Origin of the sequence: Cryptosporangium minutisporangium (assembly GCF_039536245.1) — a bacterium.
GTDB lineage: Bacteria > Actinomycetota > Actinomycetes > Mycobacteriales > Cryptosporangiaceae > Cryptosporangium > Cryptosporangium minutisporangium.
In genome coordinates, this window is sequence record NZ_BAAAYN010000038.1 from 140,360 (window position 1) to 160,517 (window position 20,158).

Annotated in this window: 18 protein-coding genes and 1 pseudogene; 13 read left to right on the forward strand and 6 right to left on the reverse strand. The window is 71.0% G+C overall.

From position 1 onward, the window contains the following. Positions 1 to 75: 75 nt before the first annotated feature. The gene (locus ABEB28_RS27680) at positions 76 to 2,328 is read left to right on the forward strand and encodes an acyl-CoA dehydrogenase family protein (RefSeq protein ID WP_345731159.1); all 2,253 of its coding nucleotides are present in this window, start codon (positions 76 to 78) and stop codon (positions 2,326 to 2,328) included. 66 nt (positions 2,329 to 2,394) lie between these two features. Beyond that, a complete protein-coding gene (locus tag ABEB28_RS27685; RefSeq protein ID WP_345731160.1) occupies positions 2,395 to 3,006 on the forward strand; it encodes a TetR/AcrR family transcriptional regulator in 612 nt (203 codons plus the stop codon). A gap of 107 nt (positions 3,007 to 3,113) precedes the next feature. Here the strand turns inward: ABEB28_RS27685 and ABEB28_RS27690 are convergent, their stop codons facing one another. From ABEB28_RS27690 to ABEB28_RS27710, 5 genes are read right to left on the reverse strand one after another with little or no spacing between them, the layout of a single operon-like run. Further along, on the reverse strand, positions 3,114 to 3,752 hold the full coding sequence (locus ABEB28_RS27690) for a TetR/AcrR family transcriptional regulator (RefSeq protein WP_345731161.1): 639 nt from the start codon (positions 3,750 to 3,752) through the stop codon (positions 3,114 to 3,116). Next, on the reverse strand, positions 3,739 to 4,941 hold the full coding sequence (locus ABEB28_RS27695) for a cytochrome P450 (RefSeq protein ID WP_345731162.1): 1,203 nt from the start codon (positions 4,939 to 4,941) through the stop codon (positions 3,739 to 3,741). The genes ABEB28_RS27690 and ABEB28_RS27695 overlap by 14 nt, the downstream gene beginning before the upstream one ends. Next, positions 4,928 to 6,046 (reverse strand): NDMA-dependent alcohol dehydrogenase, encoded by a 1,119-nt coding sequence (locus ABEB28_RS27700; RefSeq protein WP_345731163.1) that lies wholly within the window; start codon positions 6,044 to 6,046, stop codon positions 4,928 to 4,930. The genes ABEB28_RS27695 and ABEB28_RS27700 overlap by 14 nt, the downstream gene beginning before the upstream one ends. A gap of 13 nt (positions 6,047 to 6,059) precedes the next feature. Next, positions 6,060 to 7,514, reverse strand: a complete 1,455-nt coding sequence (locus ABEB28_RS27705; RefSeq protein WP_345731164.1) for an aldehyde dehydrogenase — start codon at positions 7,512 to 7,514, stop codon at positions 6,060 to 6,062. 59 nt (positions 7,515 to 7,573) lie between these two features. Continuing rightward, positions 7,574 to 9,097 carry an AMP-binding protein gene (locus ABEB28_RS27710; protein ID WP_345731165.1) on the reverse strand — a complete coding sequence of 508 codons (1,524 nt, stop codon included), beginning with the start codon at positions 9,095 to 9,097 and terminating at the stop codon, positions 7,574 to 7,576. A 345-nt stretch (positions 9,098 to 9,442) separates the two neighbouring features. Between ABEB28_RS27710 and ABEB28_RS27715 the strand changes: the two genes are divergently transcribed. From ABEB28_RS27715 to ABEB28_RS27740, 6 genes are read left to right on the forward strand one after another with little or no spacing between them, the layout of a single operon-like run. Next, the gene (locus ABEB28_RS27715) at positions 9,443 to 10,648 is read left to right on the forward strand and encodes a CaiB/BaiF CoA transferase family protein (protein WP_345731166.1); all 1,206 of its coding nucleotides are present in this window, start codon (positions 9,443 to 9,445) and stop codon (positions 10,646 to 10,648) included. A 1-nt stretch (position 10,649) separates the two neighbouring features. Beyond that, positions 10,650 to 12,290, forward strand: a complete 1,641-nt coding sequence (locus ABEB28_RS27720; protein WP_345731167.1) for a thiolase C-terminal domain-containing protein — start codon at positions 10,650 to 10,652, stop codon at positions 12,288 to 12,290. After that, on the forward strand, positions 12,291 to 12,584 hold the full coding sequence (locus tag ABEB28_RS27725) for a hypothetical protein (RefSeq protein ID WP_345731168.1): 294 nt from the start codon (positions 12,291 to 12,293) through the stop codon (positions 12,582 to 12,584). A gap of 8 nt (positions 12,585 to 12,592) precedes the next feature. Beyond that, entirely contained in the window at positions 12,593 to 13,366 is a 774-nt protein-coding gene (locus ABEB28_RS27730) for an SDR family NAD(P)-dependent oxidoreductase (protein ID WP_345731169.1), read from the forward strand. 9 nt (positions 13,367 to 13,375) lie between these two features. Continuing rightward, a complete protein-coding gene (locus tag ABEB28_RS27735; protein WP_345731170.1) occupies positions 13,376 to 14,503 on the forward strand; it encodes an amidohydrolase family protein in 1,128 nt (375 codons plus the stop codon). A 9-nt stretch (positions 14,504 to 14,512) separates the two neighbouring features. Beyond that, positions 14,513 to 15,052 (forward strand): DoxX family protein, encoded by a 540-nt coding sequence (locus tag ABEB28_RS27740; RefSeq protein ID WP_345731171.1) that lies wholly within the window; start codon positions 14,513 to 14,515, stop codon positions 15,050 to 15,052. Here ABEB28_RS27740 and ABEB28_RS27745 read toward each other — a convergent pair. Beyond that, entirely contained in the window at positions 15,049 to 15,930 is an 882-nt protein-coding gene (locus ABEB28_RS27745) for an alpha/beta fold hydrolase (protein ID WP_345731172.1), read from the reverse strand. The genes ABEB28_RS27740 and ABEB28_RS27745 overlap by 4 nt on opposite strands. A 99-nt stretch (positions 15,931 to 16,029) precedes the next feature. On the opposite strand from ABEB28_RS27745, the gene ABEB28_RS27750 reads away from it, so the two are divergent. The 5 genes and pseudogenes from ABEB28_RS27750 (at position 16,030) to ABEB28_RS27770 (ending at position 19,943) form a co-directional block, all read left to right on the forward strand. After that, positions 16,030 to 17,310 (forward strand): cytochrome P450, encoded by a 1,281-nt coding sequence (locus ABEB28_RS27750; RefSeq protein ID WP_345731173.1) that lies wholly within the window; start codon positions 16,030 to 16,032, stop codon positions 17,308 to 17,310. Further along, positions 17,307 to 17,830, forward strand: a pseudogene (locus tag ABEB28_RS27755) (aldehyde dehydrogenase family protein); the annotation flags it as partial. The gene ABEB28_RS27750 and the pseudogene ABEB28_RS27755, both read left to right, overlap by 4 nt. A gap of 126 nt (positions 17,831 to 17,956) precedes the next feature. Next, positions 17,957 to 18,880, forward strand: a complete 924-nt coding sequence (locus tag ABEB28_RS27760; protein WP_345731175.1) for an aldehyde dehydrogenase family protein — start codon at positions 17,957 to 17,959, stop codon at positions 18,878 to 18,880. 11 nt (positions 18,881 to 18,891) lie between these two features. Then, entirely contained in the window at positions 18,892 to 19,752 is an 861-nt protein-coding gene (locus tag ABEB28_RS27765; RefSeq protein ID WP_345731176.1) for a mycofactocin-coupled SDR family oxidoreductase, read from the forward strand. Further along, entirely contained in the window at positions 19,752 to 19,943 is a 192-nt protein-coding gene (locus ABEB28_RS27770) for a ferredoxin (protein WP_345731177.1), read from the forward strand. The genes ABEB28_RS27765 and ABEB28_RS27770 overlap by 1 nt, the downstream gene beginning before the upstream one ends. The last annotated feature ends 215 nt before the right edge of the window (positions 19,944 to 20,158 follow it).

Sequence of the window (20,158 nt, forward strand, 5' to 3'; positions counted from 1 at the left end):
ATCGCGACGCTGTACAACCAGAATCCAATTCCTTTACGGTGGGCGGTACCGGCCGACGCGAACTCGAGGAGTTGTATGTCCATCGCGGTGACCGAAGAGCAGCAGGAACTCAGCTCCGCGGTGCGCGGCTTCGTCGCCCGGTACGCGCCGGTGTCCGGCACCCGGGAGGCCTTCGACGCGCTGGCCGTCGGCGAACGCCCGGCACACTGGCCGGCGCTGGTCGCCCAGGGTCTGCACGCGGTGCACCTCCCCGAGGAGCACGGCGGGCAGGGCGGCGGCCTGGCGGAGCTGGCCGTGGTGCTGGAGGAGGCGGGGCGGGGGCTGCTGCCGGGGCCGTTCGGCCCCACCGTGCTGACCTCCGCTGTGGTCTCCCGGGCGTCGGCCGGTGCCACCCGCACCGCTCTGCTCGACGCGCTGGCCGCCGGCGCGACCGCGGCCCTGGTGCCACCCGGCGACGGGCTGACCGCGGTGGCCTCCGACGGCGGCTGGACGTTGACCGGGCGGAGCGGCCCGGTGCTCGGCCTGCTCGCGGCCGACGTCCTGGTGGTCGGTGCGGTGGCCGGGGACCGGACGGTATGGCTGCGGGTGGACCCCTCGGACAGTGGAGGCGGGGCCGCCGACCGGCTGCGTCGCGTCGCCGAGGAGGGCGTGGACCTCACCCGGGACATCGGACGGCTGGACCTGGACGGGGTGGCGGTCCCCGCGGACGCCGAGCTCGACGGGGTGGACGCGGACGCCGTGCGCTACCTGATCACCGCACTCCGCGCCGCGGAGGTCGCCGGCGTGATGGCCTGGTGCGTGCGCTCCACCGTCGAGTACGCGATGGTGCGCGAGCAGTTCGGGCGTCCGATCGGGTCGTTCCAGGCGGTCAAGCACAAGGCGGCACGGCTGTTCGTCGCGGCCGAGCTGGCCGCGGCGGCGGCCTGGGACGCGGTCCGCAGCCTCGACGCCGACGTCGACCAGCAGCGGCTCGCGGTCGGCGGTGCGGCCGTGGTCGCGCTGGGCCGCGCGGTGGACGCCGCCTGCGAGGCCGTGACGCTCTTCGGCGGCATCGGCTACACCTGGGAGCACGACGTCCACCTCTACTGGCGGCGGGCGATGAGCCTGGCCGCGGTGAGCGGCCCGACCGGGTCGTGGCTGGTGCAGCTGGGCGAGGCCGCGCTGGACTCGCGGCGGTCGAGCAGCGTGGTGGTGGCCGGTGTCGAGACCGAGTTCCGGGCCCGGGTCGGCGCGATCATCGACGCGGCGCTCACCCATCCGGAGGACACCGTGCCGGAGGCGCGCAGGCACAGCGCCGACAGCCCCGTGTACCGCACCGGCCCGCGCCGCACGCACCTGGCCGACGCCGGGCTGATCGCGCCGCACTGGCCGGCGCCCTGGGGCCTGGACGCGACGCCGGTGCAGCAGCTCGTGATCGCCGAGGAGTTCGCCCGGCGCGGGATCACACCGCCCTCGATCGTGATCGGCGACTGGGCGATGCCGACGATCCTCGCGCACGGCACGCCGGAGCAGGCCGAGCGGTTCGCCCGTCCGACGCTGCGCGGTGAGATCGTCTGGTGCCAGCTGTTCAGCGAGCCCGGCGCCGGATCCGACCTCGCCGGGCTGTCCACGAAGGCGGTCAAGGTCGACGGCGGCTGGCGGCTGGACGGGCAGAAGGTGTGGAACTCCGGTGCCCACCAGGCGGACTGGGGCATCTGCCTCGCCCGGACCGATCCCGACGCGCCCAAGCACAAGGGGATCAGCTACTTCCTCGTCGACATGAGCTCGCCCGGCGTCGACGTGCGGCCGCTGCGTCAGGCCACCGGTGCCGCCGAGTTCAACGAGGTGTTCCTCAACGGTGTCTTCGTGCCCGACGACTGCCTGGTCGGGGCGCCCGGCGAAGGCTGGCGGCTCACGATCACCACGCTCGGCAACGAGCGCACCGCGATCAGCGCGACGATGGGCAGCGTCGACGAGGACCCGATCCGCGACGTGATCGCGAAGAACCTCTACGGTGGCGCCCGGTCGGACGCCGTCCGGGCGCTCGGCCAGGTGCACGCCTACGGCAGCGCGGTGGCGGCGCTCAACATCCGGGAGACGCTGCGGCGGCTCGCCGGGCAGCAGCCGGGGGCCGGCGCCAGCGTCGCCAAGGTCGCCTCGGCCCAGCTGCACCGGGACGCCGCCGAGCTCACGTTCGCGCTGATCGGACCGGAGGCCGCGGTGCGCGGCGGCGCGGTGGACGTCGCCCGGCGCGAGCTGGGCACGCCGGCGCAGCTGATCGGGGGCGGAACGGTCGAGATCCAGCTGAACGTCATCGCCGAACGTGTCCTGCGGCTGCCACGTGGTTGATCCCCGGGTGTCCAGTACGGTGCTTCCGTAGAGTCGGGGCTTCCCAGAATTCCGAGAAGGCGGTCGATGGCGGAGCAGACGCAGGGGACGACCGGCGGGCTCTCGGTGCAGGGGCTGCCCGCCTGGCAGCTCGCGCGCCGGGAGCGGATCGTCCTGGCCGCGCTGCAGCTGCTGCAGAACCAGGAGTACGACCGCATCCAGATCCGCGACGTCGCCCAGGAGGCCGGTGTCGCGCTCGGCACGCTCTACCGCTACTTCTCCTCGAAGGAGCACCTCTACGCGGCGGTGCTGCTGGAGTGGTCCGCGCTCGGCCGGAGCCGGGAGCGCCGGTCGAAACAGGGCTCGGCCGAGCGTCACCTGCGGTCCCGGATCCGGGGCGTGATCACTGCGTTCGAGCGGCAGCCGCAGTTCTACAAGGTCCAGGTGCTGTTGCAGAGCAGCACCGACCCGAATGCCAAGGCGCTGCTGACCGAGTTCGCGGAGGCCGCGCAGGCGAGCTTGGTCGAGGATTTTGCTCCCCTCGGCCTGGACCGCGCCGAGGACGCCGCGACGATGATGTGGGCGATCATCCACTCGATGCTGACCCAGGCGATCCATCACGGCGTCGGGATGAGCGAGGTCTACCGCATCGCCGACGGTTTCATCGATCTGCTCGCCGACGACCTGCGGCGCTCCTAGGCCTGGTGCTCCTAGGCCTGGTGCTCCGAGGCCTGGGGCTGCGTCCAGGCGTTGCACGGTCGCGGACGGTACAACGGCCGCGACCGTGCAACGCCTGACCGGTGGTTTCATGACCCGGCGGCGTCGATCATCGGCTCGACCATCCGGCGGAGGTACGCCCGGAGTCGCGCCTCGTTCGAGGTCCGTTTCGTGTCGTACATCAGCAGCGAGAGCAACCACCGGACCAGCGTCTCGGTGATCTCGTCGAGGTGCGGTGCCAGCCGCGGGTCGTAGTCGACGATCGGCTCGAGGATCGAGCGGGTGAGAGCCAGCGACTCCTCGGTGAGTCTCTGGTCGGTCGCCCACGGGTCGGTGCGGGCATGGCTGATCGGATAGAACGCCGGCTCCTTGCGGAACTCGCGCCGGGCCACCACCAGCGCCTCGACCGCGAACTCACCCGCGGTCCTGGCCCGGCGACGAGCGGACGCGACGACGCGGCTGGCCACCGCGGCGCCGGACCGCTCCATCGCCGCGGCCACCATCGCGTCCCGGGTCGGGAAGTACGCGTACACGGTCGGTCGGGACACACCCGCGCACGCCGCTACCGCACTGATCGACGTCCGCTCGATGCCGTACTGCCTGATGCAGCTCAGCGTTGCGTCGACGATCTTGTCGCGCGCGGAGATCGTCTCCGTGGTCGGGGCGCGCCCCGACCACGGAGCGCGCCGTGCTCCCGCAGCGGGGGCGGCCCCTTCAGAGCGATACACCGTGCGGCGCAGTCGGGTCGAACGCCACCTTCAGCCCCTCGTACCCGCTGACGAACGTCGCCGGCCGGAGCTCCGGTTCGTCCCGCTCGGCGAGCGTGATCGTCGGTAGCCGGTCGAGCAGCGCGGTGAAAATCGACTCCAGTTCCAGCTTCGCGAGCGAACTGCCGAGGCAGAAGTGCGACCCGACGCCGAACGCGAGGTGGTTGTTCGGGTGCCGTTCCAGGTCGAACGTGAACGGGTCGTCGAACACGTCCTCGTCCCGGTTGGCCGACGGGTAGAGCAGCAGGAGCTTCTGCCCGGCCTTCATCTCCTTGCCGCGGAACGTCAGGTCCTTGGTGACCGTGCGGGCCATGTTCCGGACCGGGCTGACCCAGCGGAGCATCTCCTCCATCGCACCCGGCAGCAGGCTGCGGTCGGCCCGCAGCCGTTCCCACCGGGTGCGGTCGGCCAGGAGCTGGTAGAGACCGCCGGTGATCACGTGCCTGGTGGTCTCGTCCCCGCCGATGAGCAGCAGCAACGAGTCGAAGTAGAGCGTCTCGTCGTCCAGCCGCTCGCCGTCGACCTCGGCGTGGACCAGCACCCCGATCAGGTCGTCGGTCGGCGTCGCGCGCCGGTTGGCCAGCACGCCGTTGAAGTACTCGCCGTACTCCACCGACGCGGCGATCATCTTCTCCTGCAGCACCGGGTCGTCCATCTGGCCCTGACCCCGCATCAGGTCATCCGACCAGCGCAGCAGGTCGTCGTACCGGTCGGGCACGACGCCCAGCTGGTCGCCGATGACGATCAGTGGCAGCCACGCCGCGACGTCCCAGACGAAGTCGCAGCTGCCCTTCTCGCACACCCGGTCGAGCAGCGCGTGCGTGATCTGGTCGATCCGCGCCTTCTGGTCCGCGACCCGCCGTGGCGTGAACCCCTTGCTGATCAACTTGCGACGCCGCAGGTGCGCGGGGTCGTCCAGGTCGATCATCATCGGCGTCGCCGGGGAGTCCGGCCGGATCCCACCGGCGTTGGAGAACAGCTCCGGGTGGAGCGAGACCTCCCGGACGTCGGCGTGCTTGGTGATGCCCCAGACCTCGCCGTGCGGATCCCAGTAGACCGGGTCGTTCGCCCGCAGCCAGGTGAACGCCGAGTGCGGATCGGCGCCCCAGAAGTTCCCGTCGGTCAGATGCGGGCTCTCAACCGTGGTCAAGATCGATCACCCCGCGGATGTTCACCCCGGCGTGCATGTCCTTGTACCCCTCGTTGATCGTCTCGAGGGTGTACCGGTTGGTGATCATCTCGTCGAGCAGCAGGTGGCCCGACTGGTAGAGCCGGAGCAGCGAAGGAATCTCCTTGCGACCGTTCGCGGCGCCGAAGAGCGTCCCGCGGAGCTCCTTCTGCCAGATCGTCAGCTCGAACAGCGACATCGTGACGGTGGTGTCCTCCATCGGGGACACCGCGGTGATCACGACCCGGCCACCCTTGGAGACCAGCGCCATCAGGCCGGCGACCTCGTCGCCCCGGGCCACCCCGACGGTGTAGATCGCGGCGTCGGCCATCATGCCGTCGGGCGTGATCTCCCGGAGCAGTTCGGTGGCGTCCGCGACGCTGGCAGCGGTATGCGTGGCGCCGAAGATCTTGGCCTGCTCCCGCTTGAACTCGATCGGGTCGACCGCGATGATCTGCTCCGCGCCGGCGATGCGCGCGCCCTGCACCGCGGCGGCGCCGACACCGCCGATGCCGACCACGACGACGGTCTCGCCGGGCCGCACCTTCGCGGTGTTCACGGCCGAGCCGTAGCCGGTCGTGACGCCGCAGCCGACCAGCGCCGCGACGTCCAGCGGAATGTCGTCGGGGATCTTCACCAGCGAGTGCTCGTTCATCACCGCGTACTGGCTGAACGTCGAGAGGAAGACCATCGTGTAGACGTCCTGGCCACGGGCGTGCAGCCGGGTGGTGCCGTCCAGGCCGACGCCCATCATCAGCGTCCCGCCGACGTCGCACAGGTTCGACCGGCCCTGCGCGCACCAGCGACACTGCCCGCACGCGGGGATGAACATCGGTACGACGTGGTCGCCCGGCTTCAGCGACGTGACGCCCTCACCGACCTCCTCGACGATGCCCGCGCCCTCGTGGCCGCCGACGACCGGCGTCATCGCGGGCATGTCCCCGGTGACCACGTGATCGTCGGAGTGGCACATACCCGTGTGGATCAGCTTGACGAGCACCTCGCCGGCCTTGGGCGGGTCGAGGTCGACCTCTTCCACGCTCCACGGCTGGTTGCGGTCCCACAACACGGCAGCTCTGGTCTTCATCGACGCACGCTCCTCAGGACGCGGGGGTGTAACCGAAGGGAAGGTTCACGGACTGGTATTCGACGTACGCGGAGAGCCCCTCGGGCCCCAGCTCGCGCCCCAGCCCGGACTCCTTGAAACCGCCGAACGGCGCGCAGTTCTCGAGCATGAACGTGTTGACGTTGAACGTGCCGGTGCGGATGCGCCGGGCGATGTCCAGGCCGGCGTCGGCGTCGGCGGTCCAAACCGAACCGGAGAGGCCGTAGCGGGAGTCGTTCGCGATCGCGACCGCGTCGTCGACGTCGCCGTAGGGGATCACCGACAGCACCGGGCCGAAGATCTCCTCCTGGGCGATCGTCATCTTGTTGTCGACGTCGGAGAAGACGGTCGGCTCGACGTACCAGCCGCGGTCGAACCCCTTCGGGCGCCCGCCGCCGAGCGCCACGGTCGCGCCCTCCTTCTTGCCGGCCGCGAGGAACCCCTCGACGCGTTCCCGCTGTCCGGCGCTGACCAGCGGACCGATCGTCGTGGCCTCGTCCAGCGGGTCGCCGACGATCTGCGCCGCCACCTGCTCGACGACCGCGTCCACCACCTCGCGGTAGCGGTCCCGGGGCGCGAGGATCCGGGTCTGCGCGACGCAGGCCTGCCCGTTGTTCATCAGCCCGACGTTGATCACCTGCGGCAGCGCGCTGGCCAGGTCGACGTCGGGCAGCAGCACGGCCGCAGACTTGCCGCCGAGCTCCAGCGTCACCCGGCGCAGGTTCTCCCCGCACAGGCTCGCGATCCGGCGACCGGCCGCGGTGCTGCCGGTGAAGCTGACCTTGTCGATGCCGGGGTGGGTGACCAGGTACTCGCCGACCGCGCGGTCGGCCGGGACGACGTTGACGACGCCGGCCGGGATGCCCGCCGCCTCGACCGCCTCGGCGAGCAGCTGGCCGGAGATCGGGCTGGCCGGTGCCGGCTTGAGCACGACCGTGCACCCGGCAGCCAGGGCCGGCGCGAGCTTGAGCATGCTGACGTAGATCGGGACGTTCCACGGCACGATCGCCGCGACGACGCCCACCGGGGCCCGCCGGACGACGGTCGGTCCGAGCAGCCCGGCGCGGGTCTCCTCCCAGGCGGTCTCCCGGGCCAGACCGGTGTAGTAGTCCAGCGCCATCGTCGCGGCGAGCACCTGGCCCATCCGGGAGAAGCCCAGCGGCGAGCCCATCTCGGTGCTGATCGTCCGGGCGAAGTCCTCCATGCGCTCGTTGATGATCGCCGAGAGCCGGGCCATCGCGTCGGCCCGCTCGGCGCCGCTGGTGCGCGGCCACGGGCCTTCGTCGAACGCCTTCCGGGCCGCGGCCACGGCGTTGTCGATGTCCGCGTTCGATGCTTCCGGCACGCGTCCGACGACCTCTTCGGACGCGGGGGAGACGACGTCGAACACTCGCGTCTCGGCCGGGGCGACCCACTCGCCCCCGATGTACAACGTGTCATACGTGAGCATGCGCGCTCCCTGCTAGAGGTGTCGTGCGGACTGACCGCCGCCGTCGCCGGGGCTGGTCTTCAGTGGACGCGCCGGTCGGAACCGGCCCAGTACTTCTCGCGGAGCGCCTTCTTGTCGGCCTTGCCGACCGGGGTGAGCGGCAGCGACTCCGCGACGTCGACGGACTTGGGGGCGTGGATCGGCCCCTTGTGCTCGCGCACGAGCGCGATGAGCGCCTCGGCGTCGATCACCGCGCCGGGCCGGGGAACCACGACGGCCTTGACCGCCTCGCCCCACTTGTCGTCCGGGACGCCGATCACCGCGGCGGCCGAGACGTCGGGGTGCGTGGTGAGCACGTCCTCGATCTCACGCGGGAAGACGTTGAAGCCGCCGGAGACGATCATGTCCTTGGTGCGGTCGACGATCGTCCAGAAGCCGTCCTCGTCCTCGCGAGCGACGTCGCCGGTGTGCAGCCAGCCGCCGCGGAACGCCTCGGCGGTCTCCTCCGGCAGCTTGTTGTACCCGTTCATCACCAGCGGACCCTGGACGCAGATCTCCCCGGCCTCACCGGGCGGGACCGGCTCGTTGTTCTCGTCCAGCAGCGCCGTACGCACCCACGGCACCGGGCGACCGCAGGTGGCCAGCTTGTCCGGGGTGTGCTCCTCCTTGCGGAGCACGGTGACCGTCATCGGCGCTTCGTTCTGCCCGTAGAACTGGAAGAACACCGGGCCGAACCGGTCGATCGCCTGCTGGAGGCGGGCCGGGGACGCGGCCGAGGCGCCGTAGAACACCGTCTCCAGGCTGGACGTGTCGGTCGTCGCCAGGTCGGGGTGGTCGAGGATCGCGTAGAGCATCGCCGGCACGATCATCGTCGAGGTGATCCGGTGTTCCTCGACGGCCTTCAGCCACCCGCCCGGGGTGAAGCCGGACAGCACCACGAACGAGCCGCCGCGTAACAGCACCGGCAGCGTGAAAGCGGCGGCCGCGTGCGAGAGCGGCGCGGCGACGAGGAAGCGGATGTCGTCCGGCCACTGCCACTCGGCCATCTGGATCTTGGTCAGCTCGGCGCCGCCGCGGTAGGTGCCGAGCACGCCCTTCGGCCGCCCGGTGGTGCCGCCGGTGAACGACATCGACGAGATCGACTCCGGGTCGACCGCGGGTGGGCGGAGCGGCTCCGGCGAAAACTTCTCCGCCAGCTCCGGCAGGCTCTCGGCGATCGTGGACGGCCCCAGTGCCAGCAGCCGCAGCCCGGGTACCTTCGCCTGCAGCGCGGTGACGTGCTCCTCCAGCGCCGGGTCGAACACCAGCGTCTTGATCTCGGCGTTCTCCAGCACGTATGCGTGGTCGTCGGCCGAACCGAGCGGGTGCAGCGGCGTGCCCCGGCAGCCGGCCATCATCCCGGCGCCGGTCGCGAAGAGGACCTCGGGCCGGTTGCGCGCGAGGATCGAGACGCCGTCGCCGGGCCCGAGGCCGATCGACCGGTACGCCTGCGACCAGCGGCTGACCGCCTCGCGGTAGCCGCGGTAGGTGACGGTCTCGCCGTCCACCAGGACCGCGGGCCTGTCGTCGTACCGGTTGAGCGCCTGGGCTAAGAGCTCCGGCATCAGGGGCGGGGAATGCAACATCGTTGTCGACATGTATCGCCTCGTACCGTCGAGGCCGGACGCACCGGTCCGGCCGAGTGGCCGATGAGCTGCTCGACGTGCAGAAGGGTGTGCGACGAGTCGCCGGGGTGGGGACCGCCGAAGGGTGGGCCCGGCTGGCGCGCCCGCCGGGGAGATTTCGTCCGGGGAATCGTCGGCCGCCGAAACGGTGCGGCCACAATTCGTGAACCGGAGTTTACACATCTTTCATGGTGTGACAAGACCATCAGACGGGTAGAACACGTTCTCATGAGCACTTCTTCAGAACTCTGAACAGAGATTCAGTGCTGCCGTATGGTGGCCCGCATGACGAGAGTTCTGGAGGGCGTGCGGGTACTGGAAGTCGCGGCGTGGACGTTCGTGCCCGCGGCCGGCGCGGTACTCGCCGACTGGGGTGCCGACGTCGTCAAGATCGAGCAGCCCGGCGCCGGTGATCCGCAGCGCGGCCTGGTGACCTCCGCCCTGATGGGCGGCGATGCGGCGAACGTCAACTACCTGATCGAGCAGCCGAACCGGAACAAGCGCAGCCTGACGGTCGACCTCAAGTCGCCCGGCGGGAAGGAACTGCTGCTCAAGCTCGCTGCCCGGTCGGACGTGTTCCTGACGAACTGGCTGGAGCCGGCGCGCCGCAAGGTCGGGATCGACGTCGACGACATCCGCGCGGTGAACCCCTCGATCGTCTACGTGCGGGGCAGTTCCCACGGGCCGGCCGGGCCGGAGAGCCACAAGGGTTCGTTCGACAGTGCGGCGGTGTGGTCGCGGTCCGGCGTGGCCAGCGTGATCACCCAACCAGGGGAGTATCCGGTGGTCCAGCCCGCGGCCTACAACGACCTCGCCGGTGGGCAGACCATCGCGGGTGGCATCGCCGCGGCCCTGCTGCACCGCGAACGCACCGGTCAGGGCCTCGTCGTGGACGTGTCGCTGCTCGGCCTCGGTATGTGGCTGATGTCGGCGGAGATCATCAGCGCCCGCGCCTACGGCATCACCGAGCCGGTGCCGCGCAACGCCCGCGGCAAGACGCCGAACCCGCTGGTCGCCAACTACAAGACGCGCGACGGGCGGTACCTGCAGCTGATGATGTTGCAGTCCGACCGGTACTGGCCGGAGTTCTGCCGCACGGTGCAGCGGCCGGAGTGGGTCGAGGAGTATCCGGACGCGACCGCGCGGTACCTGCGGCGCCGCGAGCTGATCGGCCTGCTCGACGAGGTGTTCGCCGGCCGTGACCTGGCCGAATGGCGGACGATCCTCGGCACGATGGAGGGCGCCTGGGCCGCGGTGCAGACCCCGTACGAGGTCGCCGAGGACCCGCAGGCGCTCGCGAACGCCTACGCGCAGACCGTGCACAAGGGCGATCTGGAGTTCCCGCTGATCACGAACCCGGTGCAGTTCGACGGCGCGGCCCCCGAGCTGACCCCGGCGCCGGAGGTCGGACAGCACACCGAGGAGATCCTGCTGGAGCTCGGTTACTCGTGGGAGGACATCACGGCGCTCCAGGACACCGGGGCGGTGTGACGTGCCGCTGCCGTTGGTCACCCCCGAGAACGAGTTCTACTGGACGGCCGGTTCGGACGGCGTCCTGCGGATGCTGCACTGCCGTTCCTGCGACTCGCTGATCCATCCGCCGCGCCCCGCGTGCCACCGCTGCCGGTCGACCGCGCTGGACACCGTCGACCTCTCCGGCCGCGGGCAGATCGTCGGCGTGACCGTGAACCATCAGCAGTGGGGCCCCGAGCCGCCGGAGCCGGTCGCGCTCGCCGCGGTCGCGCTGGAGGAGGACTACCGGGTCCGGATCACCGCGCGGATCACCGGCGCGGAGCCGGACGACGTCGCGATCGGCCAGCCGGTGACGGTCGAGTTCGAACAGGTCAAGACCGTCTGGATCCCGCAGTTCCGGGTGGCGGGGGAGCCGCGCGGCCTCCCGCCCCTGGAGGAGGATCCCGCGGTCGTGCGGGTGACGGCCCGGCCGCCGGTCTCCGACGACCGGTACGAGGAGAAGTCCGCGGTCACCGGCATCGGCACGAGCCGGATGGGGCGGCGGCTGATGGCGGATCCGCTGGCGCTCACGGTCGAGGCGTGCCGCGCCGCGGTCGAGGACGCCGGGCTGACGTTCGACGACATCGACGGCCTCGCGACCTACCCCGGCGGCACCGTGCCGGGCGGCTTCTCCGAGGGCGGTCTGACGCTGCTCGAGGAGACGCTGCGGCTGCGCCCGGTCTGGTACAACGGCGGCGCGGAGGTGCCCGGCCCCGGCGGATCGGTCGTCGCCGCGATGCTTGCGGTCGCTGCCGGGCTCTGCCGGCACGTGCTGGTCTACCGCACGGTCTGGCAGACCACCCACACCGAGCTCCTGCGCGCCGGCCGCCTTCCGCTGCCGCGGGGCCGGGTCGGACCGCCGATGGACTTCATGCTGCCGGTCGGGGCGATGTCGGCGGCGCACCCGCTGGCGATGACCGCGTCGCACTACATGCACCGGTACGGGATGGAGCGGGAGACGCTCGGCTGGATCGCGCTCAACCAGCGGGCGAACGCGGCCCGGAACCCCACCGCGATCTACCGGACGCCGCTGACGATGGACGACTACCTGTCCGCCCGGATGATCACCACGCCGTTCGGCCTCTACGACTGCGACGTGCCGTGCGACGCGTCGGTGGCGGTGGTGATCTCCCGTGCCGACGTCGCGCGGGACCTGCGGCAGCCGCCGGTGCGGTTCGCGGCGGTCGGTACCCAGATCACCGAGCGCGTCACGTGGGACCAGAGCACGCTCACCCACGAGCCGCAGGTGCTCGGCTCGGCGGCGCACCTGTGGAGCCGGACCGACCTGCGGCCGGCCGACGTCGACGTCGCGCAGCTCTACGACGGCTTCACGTTCAACTGCCTGTCGTGGCTGGAGGGGCTCGGTTTCTGCGGCATCGGTGAGGCGCCCGACTACCTCCAGGGAGGGAAGCGGATCGCGCTCGACGGCGAGCTGCCGCTCAACACCCACGGTGGGCAGCTCTCGCACGGCCGGACGCACGGCTTCGGGCTCCTGCACGAGGCCGTCACCCAGCTCCGCGGTGCCGCCGGTGAGCGGCAGGTGCCCGGTGCGGAGGTCGCCGTCGTCTCCAGCGGCGGGCTGACGCCGTCGTCCTGCATGTTGTTGACCCAGGAGCGATGAATGAACGCGGGAAGCCGATGGACCAGCACGACCGGACCGACCGAGGTGCTGGTCGTGCGCCCGCCGTCCGGGCCGGTCACGTTGCGGTGCGGCGGGGAGCCGATGGCCCCGGCGGGCTCGGTGGCGCGCGATGGGGTGGCCCAGAGTGGTGAGCCACTGCTGCTCGGTAAGCGCTACACCGACCCGGTCAGCGGGTTGCAGCTGCTCTGCACGAAGGCCGGGCCGGGCCCGGTCGAGGTGGACGGACGCCCGATCGAGCGCCTGGACGCCAAGCCCCTGCCGGCCTCGGACTGAGGAGTCCCATGCAGATCGACGGAGCACGAGTTCTCGTCACCGGCGCCGGATCGGGCCTCGGTGAGGCCACCGCACGCGGCTTCCACGCCGCCGGCGCGATCGTGGTCGTCGTCGACCGGGACGCGTCCGCGGCCGACCGGGTCGCGAAGGATCTCGGCGACCGGGCGCTCGCGGTCGCCGCGGACGCGGCGAGCGAGGAGGACATGACCGCGGCGGTCGCCGCCGGGCGCGACCGGGGACCGTTGCGGGCGGTGGTCGCGTGCGCGGGCGGCGGGTCGGGCCCGGCCCGGACGCTCGATCGGTCCGGAACACCGCACTCGCTGGAGGCCTTCGAGCGGACCGTGCGGAACAACCTGGTCACCGCGTTCAACACGGTGCGACTGGCGGCGGCCGAGATGGCGACGCAGGAGCCGGTGGACGCCGACGGTCAGCGCGGCGCGATCGTGGTGACGGCCTCGATCGCCGGTTACGAGGGCCAGATCGGCCAGGTCGCGTACGGCTCGGCGAAGGCCGGGATCATCGGGATGACGCTGATCACCGCCCGTGACCTGGCTGCGGTCGGCGTCCGGGTGAACTGCATCGCGCCGGGACTGCTCGACACCCCGGCGTGGGGTCCGGCGGAGAGCGACTTCAAGACCGCGTTCGCGAAGACCGTGCCGTTCCCGAAGCGATTCGGTGCTCCGCCGGAGTTCGCCGCGGCCGCGCGTCACCTGGTCGAGAATGACTACGTCAACGGACACGTGCTTCGCCTGGACGGAGCCGTCCGTTTCGCACCCCGCTAGGAGGGGATCATGGCTCTTCCCAAGGACGCGAAGATCATCTCGGTCGACGACCACGTCATCGAGCACTCCCGGGTGTTCCTCGACCGGCTGCCGAGCAAGTGGCAGGACGAGGCCCCGCGGATCGAGAAGCTGCCCGACGGCAACGACACCTGGATCTACGAGGGCCGGCAGTCGGGCAACTTCGCGCTGAACGCGGTCGCGGGCAAGCACCCGCGGGAGTTCGGAATGGACCCCCGCAGCTACGACGACATGCTGCCGGGGTGTTACGACATCGCCCAGCGCATCAAGGACATGGACACCGAAGGCGTCTGGGCGCAGATGTGCTTCCCCAACTTCGGTGGCTTCGCCGGCAGCACGTTCCAGGTGGCGAAGGACAAGGAGCTGGCCGCGGCCTGCATCACCGCGTACAACGACTTCATCCTGGACGAGTGGTGCGCCTACGCGCCGGACCGGCAGATCCCGCTGGTGATGGTGCCGTTCTGGGACATCGACGCGTCGGTGAAGGAGATCGAGCGCACCGCCGCCAAGGGCGCCCGCTCGGTGACGTTCCTGGAGGCACCGCACAAGGTCGGCCTGCCGAGCTACCACACCGATCACTGGGACCGGATCTTCGCGGTCTGCGAGGAAGCCAAGCTCCCGCTCTCGATGCACTTCGGCTCCGGCGGGATGCCCAAGGGCCTGGCGCCCGATGGTGACTTCTTCATCGGGATCGCGCTGTTCGGCATCAACTCGATGATGGCCACCGTCGACCTGCTGGTCTCCGACGTCTTCTACAAGTTCCCGGGTCTGAAGGTCGCGCTGTCCGAGGGTGGCATCGGCTGGATCCCGTACATCCTGGAGCGCACCGACTACTCCTGGGGCCGGCACAAGTACTGGACCGGCGTGAACCCGGACAAGCGGCCGTCGGAACTGTTCCGCGAGCACATCTACGGCTGTTTCATCGCCGACCGGGCCGGGATCGCGTTGCGGCACTCGATCGGCATCGACAACATCATGTTCGAGAGCGACTACCCGCACTCCGACTGCAACTGGCCGCACACCCGGAAGCTGCTGGAGGAGGCGCTCGCCGACGTGCCCGACGACGAGGCGCGCAAGATCGTCGAGACCAACGCCCGGACGCTGTACCGCTTCCCCTGAGAGGGACCGATGGACAACACCGATGTGGCCTTACTGATCTTCCGGGTCGTGGTCGGCGGCACGATGGTGCTGCACGGGCTGAACCACTGGCGCGGCGGCGGCAAGATCGCCGGTACCGCGGGCTGGTTCGAGAGCCTGGGACTGCGCCCCGGCCGGGTGCACGCCTGGATGAGCGTCCTGGTGGAGATCGGCGCCGGTATCGCGATCGCGATCGGACTGTTCACCCCGATGGCGTGCGGGGCGATCATCGGCGTGATGGTGGTCGCGGCGGTGATCGAGCACCGTTCGCACGGCTTCTTCGTGTTCAAGAACGGCTACGAGTACGTGCTGATGATCGCGGTGATCTGCGTCGGTTTGTCGGTCAGCGGCCCGGGGGAGATCTCCGCGGACGTCGAGCTCGGGCTGCCGCTGTGGGACGGCGTGTTCGGCTCGCTGCTCGCGGTCGTGATCGGCGTCGGCGGCGCGGTCGGGTTGCTCGCGTTCGCCTGGCGTCCCGACCGGCCGGAGCCGGCGCCGACCCCCTCGTCGACGTCGGCGGACGCGAGCTAAACGGGAGTCGGCACGGTCGCGTCGAGCAGGCACTGCTCCACGAACGCCAGCACGCCAAGGTGGTAGGCGCGGGCGGCGACCGACAGGCTCATGTTGTGCGGTGCGCCCGGCTGGACGTTCGTTCCGACGCGCGGCGCGGTGCCGAACGCCGCGGCGAGTTCGGCCAGCACCGGCGGTGTGTGGTCCCAGATCGGATCGCGCTCGCCGATCGTCAGCCGGACCGGGACCGCGACCCGGGCGGCGTAGGCGGGTAGCTCACGCCGCCAGGCCTCGGCGTCCGCCGGCTCCGGGCGGATCACGTCGCCGCGCCGCCCGCCGGTGTCCATGCCGCCGGGCGGATAGAGGGTCGCGGGCCCCCAGATCAGGTCCCGCACCGAGGCGCCACTCCCGGCGTCCCGCGGCCCGCCACCGTCGGCGGGAGAGAGGTCGATGTGGACGTGGCGCAGTCCGTTACTGCACATCTCCCAGCCCACGACGCCCGGCAGCCCGTCCACCACCAAGCGAGCGGCGTGGGCGGCACCGGCCGAGTGCGAGACGACGACCACCGGCGCCGTACCGCCGTGTTCCGCGGCGGCCTGCGTCACCGCGGCGCGGTAGAGCGCGGCCCGCTCGTCGCGGGACAGCTCGCGCGTGTGCGCCGCGGACGCGCCGTAGCCGGGCCGGTCAAGGGCCACCACCGTGTGCCCGAGTTGCTGGGCGAGCGTCAGCAGCGACTGGTCGGGATGGGCGGTGCCGTGGAAGTACGCCGCCCTGGCCACCGCGCCGTGCACGGCGACGATCGTCGCCCGGGGCTCCGGGACGGCCGCCACCAGGCCGGACAGCGGAACGTCCCCCACCCGGACGGTGACCGGTACCGGCGGAACCAGGGATTCGACCACGGATTTCCTCCAACGCGCCCCGACTGAACATGAAGTCACTAGAGTGAACCGTAATTCAGAACGTCCCTCGAAGGGCGCGAACCGGGAAGGATCCCGTCGATGACGACGACCGAACAGGGGTTTGCGGCCCCTGCGAGCGGACCGGGCCGTCGGCCACAGATCGCGCTCGACGTTCACGGGCAGGCGTTCCGCGACGCGAACTACGCCATCTACGACGACCTGCGCGAGCGCTGCCCGGTCGCCTGGTCGACCGAGAACGGGGGCTTCTGGGTCGTCACCGACTACGAGTCCACGTTCGACGCCACCCGCGACGACGACCTGTTCACCTCGACGCCCGGCACGAACATCCCGTTCACCGCCGAGGACACCGGCGCCGGGCTCGCCGCCATCCTGCCGCCGATCCACACCGACCCGCCGCTGACCGGCGCGATGCGTTCGCTGACCACGCGGTTCCTCTCGCCGGCCCGGGCGGAGGCGATGGAGCCGGAGATCCGGGCGATCGCCGACGAGCTGATCGACGAGTTCATCGAGGCCGGCGAGGCCGATCTCGTCGGGCAGCTCACCACGCCGTTACCGGCCCGGGTGATCCTCCGTCTGCTCGGCTGGGACGAGGGGCCGTGGCCCGAGTGGGTGACGGTGATCCACACCTTCATCCACGGCGACGAGTACGGCATGACCCGGGAGCAGGCCACCGAGCGGGTCACCAACCTGATCTTCGCCGAGCTGGGCCGCCGCGAGGAGACCGGTGCTCCCGCTGACGACATGGTCGGCTGCATCCTCAACGGCGAGGTCGAGGGCCGTCCGCTCAGCGTCGAGGAGCAGTTCGGGTACCTGCTCCTCCTGCTCTTCGGCGGCATGGACACCACCAGCGGGCTCACCGGGAACTCGCTGCTGCGGATGATCGAACAGCCCGAGCTCACTCGGCAGCTGATCGAGCGGCCGGAGCTGATGCGCTCGGCCACCGAGGAGTTCCTCCGGCACGGCACGCCGACCCAGGGGCTGGCCCGCACGGTGAGCCGCGACACCGACTGGCGTGGCGTCCGGCTGGCGAAGGGCGACCGGGCGTTGCTGCTGTGGGCCGCGGCGAACCGCGATCCGAAAGCGTTCGAGCGTCCCGACGAGATCGACCTCGAGCGCGCACCCAACCGCCACATGGCGTTCGGCGTAGGGCAGCACCGATGTCTCGGCTCCAACCACGCCCGGGTGATGTTCCGGGTGATGGTCGAGCAGGTCTTGCGGCGGCTGCCCGACTTCGCGCTCGCCGGTGAGCCGGTCCGGTACGGCGACGCGGCTGCGGTCTACGCGTTGAAGGAGCTCCCGGTGCGGTTCACCCCCGGTCCCCGCGTTTCCGGTGGGCCGGTCGGAGAGGAGATCCGATGACCGACCATCGTCTGCTGATCGACGGTGAGCTGGTCGCCGCGTCGGACGGCGGCACGTTCGAGAACGTGAACCCGGCGACCGAGGAGGTGCTCGGCGTCGCACCGGACGGGACCGCCGCCGACGCCACACGAGCCGTCGCCGCCGCCCGCCGGGCTTTCGATACCACCGGCTGGTCGACCGATGCCGCGTTCCGGCGCCGTTGCCTGGTCCAGCTGCAGGAGGCACTGCGCAAGGAGGCGGACACGCTTCGCGAGCTGGTGGTCGCGGAGTCCGGGACGCCGGTCTTCACCACCCGGATCACCCAGCTCGACGGGCCGATCGACTACCTGTCGCACTACATCGACCTGCTGGAGAGCTACCCGTTCGAGCGGGAGCTGCCGGTGAAGGACATCTTCGGCAGCCCGACCCGGCGCACGGTGCGGCGGGAGGCGGCCGGCGTCGTCTCGGCGATCACCCCGTGGAACTACCCGGTCTACCTCAACCTCGCGAAGGCGTCCGCCGCGCTGGCGGCCGGCTGCACGGTGGTGCTGAAGCCCGCGCCGGAGACGCCGTGGAGCGCCACCGAACTCGGCCGGCTCGTCGCCGAGCAGACCGACATCCCGCCCGGCGTGTTCAACGTGCTGACGACGTCGTCGGTNGCTGCACGGTGGTGCTGAAGCCCGCGCCGGAGACGCCGTGGAGCGCCACCGAACTCGGCCGGCTCGTCGCCGAGCAGACCGACATCCCGCCCGGCGTGTTCAACGTGCTGACGACGTCGTCGGTCGAGGTGGCCGGCCTGCTGACGTCGCATCCGTCGGTGGACCACGTGACGTTCACCGGCTCGACCGAGACCGGGCGCCGGGTGATGGCGAACGCCGCGCCGACGATCAAGCGCGTCACGCTCGAGCTCGGCGGGAAGTCCGCGGCGATCGTCCTGGACGACGCCGACCTCGCGGCGGCGGTCGGATCGGTCGTCTTCAGCGTCTGCATGCACGCCGGGCAGGGCTGTGTGCTGCTCACCCGGCTGCTCGTCCCGCGATCGCGCCTGGCCGAGGCCGAGGAGATCGCGGTCGCCACCCTCGCCGGTATCCCGTGGGGCGATCCGCGGGACCCGGGCAACATCATGGGGCCGCTGATCAGCGCGCGGCAGCGCGACCGGGTGCTGTCCTACTACGACCTCGGCCGCGCGGAGTCCCGGCTGCTGGCCGGCGGCGGGCGGGGTTCGCGGTTCGACCGGGGCTACTTCGTCGAGCCGACGATCTTCAGCGACGTCGACCCGGCGTCCCGCCTGGCGCAGGAGGAGATCTTCGGCCCGGTGCTCGCGATCATTCCGTACGCCGACGAGGAGGAGGCGGTGCGGATCGCCGACGGGACGCCGTACGGGCTCTCCGCCGGGGTGTTCAGCGCCGACGAGGAGCGCGCGATGCGGGTGGCCCGCCGGCTGCGTACCGGCACGGTCGGCGTCAACGGCGCGCAGTGGTTCGACCCGGAGTCGCCGTTCGGCGGTTACAAGCAGAGCGGCGTCGGCCGGGAGTGGGGCACCGAGGGCCTGGAGGACTTCCTCGAGGTCAAAACCATCGCTCGGCCTTGAGGGAGGACATCATGGGGCGCGTTGACGGAAAGGTCGCGTTCGTCACCGGAGCGGCGCGGGGCCAGGGGCGTAGCCACGCGGTGCGCCTGGCCGAGGAAGGCGCGGACATCATCGCGATCGACCTCTGCAAGAACATCGACACGGTCGGCTACGCGCTGGCCACGCCGGAGGACCTCAAAGAGACCGCGCGGCAGGTCGAGGCGCTGGACCGCCGGATCGTCGCCCGCGAGGCCGACACCCGGGACCCGGTCGCGCTGCGGGCGGTGCTCGAGGAGGGGGTCGCGGAACTGGGGCACCTCGACGTCGTCGTGGCCAACGCCGGGATCGCGCCGATGTCCGGCCGGCCGAAGGTGCAGGCCTGGTCGGACGTGATCGACGTCAACCTGATCGGGTCCATCAACACGATCCAGGCCGCCCTACCTCATCTGGGTGGGAGCGCGTCGATCATCGCGACCGGGTCGATCGCCGCGATGATCTCGAACGAGACCGCCGGGAACCCCGGTGGCGACCCGGGCGGAACCGGCTACATGTGGGCGAAGCGAACGCTCGCGAGTTACGTCCACGAGCTCGGTCGCACCGTGATCCCGCAGAACATCCGGGTGAACGCGGTCCACCCGACGAACTGCAACACGAACATGCTGCACAGCAAGCCGATGTACCGCGCGTTCCGGCCGGACAAGGAGAACCCGACCCGCGAGGAGGCCGAGGAGGTGTTCCCGACGATGCAGGGCTTCAACGTGCCCTACGTCGAGCCCGGAGACATCTCCGCGATGGTGGTCTTCCTGGCCTCCGACGAGTCGCGGTACGTCACCGGCATGCAAATGCGCGTCGACGCCGGGGCGTACCTCAAGCTTTACGACTGGCACGTCTGATGCGGGCCAGCGTCGACCGGCAGGCGTGCACCGGGCACGCGCTGTGCTACTCGGCCGCCCCCGACGTGTACGACCTCGACGACGAGGGGCACTGCGTGCTCGCCGGCGAGGAGATCCGGGCCGAGCGGGAACGGGCCGCCGAGGAGGGTGCGGCGGCGTGCCCCGAGCGGGCGATCACGCTGGTGCGATGAGTCCCCGGAGAGCTCGGCCGCGCAGGGCCGTCGGCGGACGCCGGTGTCGTCGGCTTCCGCGTCCGGCGATGGCAGACTGAACCGGTGCACGAATCGACCTCGGCCGCCGAATCGGTCGCACTGAACTCACAGGGCTCACCGGACCAGCCCGACGGGCTGGGCCCGCGTGAGCTGCGTCGGCAGCGGCGGGTCGCGATGAGCCGGGAGCAGATCCT